1 protein-coding gene is annotated in these 4,208 nt (G+C 75.0%); it reads right to left on the bottom strand.

Annotated elements, in window-relative coordinates; all coding sequences use genetic code 11:
• A partial coding sequence (locus AOK23_RS30305; protein WP_240496634.1) for an SDR family NAD(P)-dependent oxidoreductase occupies positions 1–4,145 on the bottom strand: 4,145 nt, incomplete at its 3' end.
• Positions 4,146–4,208 lie beyond the last annotated feature (63 nt).

Raw genomic sequence — 4,208 nt, 5'->3', positions numbered from 1 at the left:
TGCGGACCGAGCACCGCGACCGGCCGGCCCCCGCCCTGCTGTCCGCGCTGCTCGGCCCGGCGCGGCACCGGGCCGAGCAGCGCGGACAGCAGGGCGGGGGCCGGCCGGTCGCGGTGCTCGGTCCGCAGCCGGGCGAGGTCGAGCGGGGCGGCCGTCACGACCGGGGCGGCGCCGGTGAGGGCGGCGTCGAAGAGGGCGAGCGCCCGTTCGGTGGACAGGGCGGTGGTGCCGGTGCGGCGCAGCCGTTCCCGGTCCCGCGCGTCCAGCGCGGCGGTCATCCCGCTGGCCTCCTCCCACAGGCCCCACGCGATGGAGACGGCGGGCAGGCCCGCGGCCGCGCGCCGTTCGGCGAGGGCGTCGAGGCAGGCGTTCGCGGCGCAGTAGTTGGCCTGCCCCGCGGCGCCGAACGTGGCGGACGCGGAGGAGAACAGGACGAAGAACGACAGGTCCAGGCCCCGGGTCAGGTCGTGCAGATGGCGGGCGCCGTGCGCCTTGGCGTGCAGGACGCGTCCGACGCGGGCGGGGGTGAGGGAGGTGAGGACGCCGTCGTCCACGGTCCCGGCGCAGTGCACGACTCCGGTCAGGACGTGTCCTTCGGCGGCGAGCCGGTCCAGCAGCGCCGTCAGGGCCGCACGGTCGCCCACGTCACAGGCGGCGATGTCCGCCTCGGCGCCGACGGCGGCGAGTTCGTCCCGCAGGGCGGCCGCGCCGGGCGCGGACTCCCCCGAGCGTGAGGTCAGCACGAGACGCCGTACGCCGTGCCGGACGGCCAGGTGACGGGCCACGTGTGCGCCCAGGGTGCCGGTGCCGCCGGTGACGAGGACCGTGCCTCCCGTGGGGGGCTCGGCGGCGAAGGTCAGCACCGCCTTGCCGACGAGGCGGGCCTGGGCGACGGCCCGGAACGCCTCGGGGGCGCGGTGGACGTCCCAGGTGGTCACCGGGGGCGGGGTGAGCACGCCGTCGGCGAAAAGCGCGGACAGGTCGGTGAGCATCTCCTGGATGCGGTCGGGGCCCGCGTCACCGAGGTCGAAGGCGCGGTAGCGGACGCCGGGGTGGTCGGCGGCCACCTGCTCCGGGTCACGCGGATCGGTCTTCCCGATCTCGACGAACCGGCCCCCGCGCGGCAGCAGTTCGAGGGAGGCGTCGGTGAACTCCCCGGCCAGGCAGTTGAGGACGACGTCCATGCCGGCGCCGTCGGTGTGCGCGAGGAACCTGTCGCGGAACCCGGTGTCGCGGGAGTCCGCGATGTGTTCCTCGTCGAGTCCCGCCGCGCGCAGCGCCCCCCACTTGGGCCGGGAGGCCGTCGCGTACACCTCGGCGCCCAGGTGTCGGGCGAGGCGGACGGCGGCGGATCCCACACCGCCCGCCCCCGCGTGCACGAGCACCCTGCTGCCGGGGCCCACTCCGCCGAGGTCGCACAGTCCGTACCAGGCGGTCAGATACGCCACGGGGGCCGCCGCGGCCTGTGCGGACGTCCATGCGTCGGGTATCCGGGCGAGCAGCCGGTGGTCGGTGACCGCGACCGGGGCGAACGCGGCGTCCAGCATGCCCGCCACCCGGTCGCCGGGCGTGAACCGGGTGACGCCGGGGCCGGTCCGCAGCACCACTCCGGCGCCCTCGATACCGAGGTCGGCCTCTTCGGGGTACATGCCGAGGGCGATCATCGGGTCCCGGAAGTTCACCCCGGCGGCGCGTACGGCGACGCGCACCTCGCCGGGCGCCAGGTCCCGTTCGGCGTCGGGGTGGGCCACCAATTCCAGCCCGTCGATCGAGCCACGGCGGACCGTGTCCAGCCGCCAGGGGCCGGCGGGCGCTTCCAGTGGCGCGCCGGTCTCGGCCCGGACGAGACGGCGCCCGAGGACGTGTCCCGCGCGAACGGCCAGATCGTGCTCGCCGGACGCCAGGATCCGGGCGAGCGGCAGGCCGAGCATGGGCCGAAGGGCGTCGTCCACGTCGACCGCCACGGCCGTCTCACCGGCGCCGGGGCCCCGCAGCCACGCGTCGTCACTGTCGCTGTCGCTGTTGTTGCCACTGTCGCCGTCGCCGTCGCCGTCGACGAGTACGAGACGGTCCGGGTGTTCGGCCTGGGCGGCGCGCACGAGGCCGGCCACGGCGGACTGGGCGAGGATGTCTTCCACCACGTCGTCGGGCCCGGCGGCTGCCCCCGTCAGGCCCGGCTCGGCCACGGTGGCGGCCCGCCGGGTGACGACGACGAGGGGGACGGAAGCGTACCGCTCGGCGCCCAGCCACTCCTGCACCAGCCGCAGCATCCGGGCCGTGACGTCGTCGACGTCACCGGACGGGCAGTGCGCCACCACCGCGTCGGGGAGACCTTCGATGCGCGCGAAGTCGATGCCGCCCTCGTCGGTCACCGGCAGCGGAACGGGATCGACGGGGGCCGCGTCCACGGGGACGGACAGCGGGATCCACTCCACACGGAACAGGGCGTCCCGGTCCGGGGCGGCGGGACCCGGCAACTGTTCGGCCGCGGCCTCGCGCAGCACCAGGTTCTCGACGGTGACCACCGGGGCGCCGTCGACGTCCACCGCGGTCAGGCCGACGGCTCCGTCGGTCCCCCGGGTGACCCGGACCCGCAGAGCGTCGGCACCGGTGGCGTGGACGCGTACACCACTCCAGGTGAACGGCAGCCGGGCGGGGGCGCCGGGCGGCAGGTCCACGCCGAGCGCGTGCAGGGCCGCGTCGAGCAGGGCGGGGTGGACGGCGAACCGTGCGCCCCGTTCCCGGTCGTCCTCGTCCAGTTCGACCTCGGCGTACAGCGTGCCGTCGGAGGACCGCAGGACCGTGCGCAGCCCCCGGAAGGCGGGCCCGTAGTCGAAGCCGGCCTCGATCAGCGCGGGGTAGAAGCCGTCGAGCGGGACCGGCACGGTCGACTCCGGGGGCCAGGGCAGGGTGACGTCGGCTGCGGGCGCGGCGGCGGGCGCGAGGGTTCCCTCGGCGTGCCGTACCCAGACCTCGTCGCTGTCCGCGGCGGCGTCGGGGGACGCGGGCCGGGAGTGGAAGGCGATCGTGCGGCGGCCGTTCGAGTCCGGTGCGCCTACGACGAGTTGGAGGTCGACCGCCTCCTGCCCGGTGAGGGCCAGGGGGATGGCAAGGGTCAGCTCGGACAGCTCCGGGCAGCCGAGCCGCTGCCCCGCCCAGCACGCCATGTCCACGTAGGCGGTGCCGGGCAGCAGGACCGTACCGAGCACCTTGTGGTCCGCGATCCACGGCTGGGCGGTGGCCGAGATCCTCCCGGTGGCGATGACGCCCTCGCCCGAGGCCCGCACGAGCCAGGTCCGCAGCAGCGGGTGGTCGGCCGTACCGAGCCCCGCGGCCCGCAGGGCACCCATCGACGCCAGGCCGGCGTTGTCGGGCCAGTAGCGGCGGTGCTGGAAGGCGTACGTCGGCAGCTCCACCCGCCGCGCACCCGTCCCCTCGAACACCGCCCGCCAGTCGACGACCACGCCGTGCACATGGGCCTCCGCCATCGCGGACACCCACGCCGCCGCCTCGTCCCGGTCCCGCCGCAACACGGCGACCGCCGCCACCTCCGGCTCCGTCTCCTCGATGAGGGAGACGAGCGAGCCGTCCGGGCCGACTTCGAGGACCGTGCTCACATCCTGGGCACGAGCGGCACGCACCCCGTCGGCGAACCGGACCGTCTCCCGCACATGACCGACCCAGTACTCCGGCGTGCACAACTCCTCCCCCGCGATCTCACCCGTCACGTTCGACACGACCGGGATCGACGGCTCGCGGAACTCCACCCCCGCCAGCACCTCAGCGAACTCGTCGAGCATCGGCTCCATCAACACCGAGTGGAACGCATGACTGACCGCCAGCCGCTTCACCCGCCGACCCCCGACAGCGAACCCGTCCACGACCTCACGGACAGCGCCCTCGGCACCGGACAGCACCAACGACGACGGCCCGTTCACCGCGGCCACCGACACACCCTCCGGCAACTCCCCCAGCTCCGACTCCCGCGCCTGCACCGCCCACATCGCACCACCCGACGCCAACGCCCCCATCAACCGCCCACGCGCCGCCACCACCCCACACGCATCAACAAGCGACCACACCCCTCCCACATGAGCCGCGACCACCTCACCCAAGGAATGCCCGAACACCACATCCGGCCTCACCCCCCACGACTCCAACAGACGGAACTGCGCCACCCCCACCGCGAACAGAGCAGGCTGCGCCCA

It is taken from the genome of Streptomyces torulosus, from assembly GCF_001419765.1.
Lineage (GTDB): Bacteria > Actinomycetota > Actinomycetes > Streptomycetales > Streptomycetaceae > Streptomyces > Streptomyces torulosus.
Note: the sequence above shows the minus strand (reverse complement) of the source record. Positions and strands in the feature narration are given on the sequence as shown.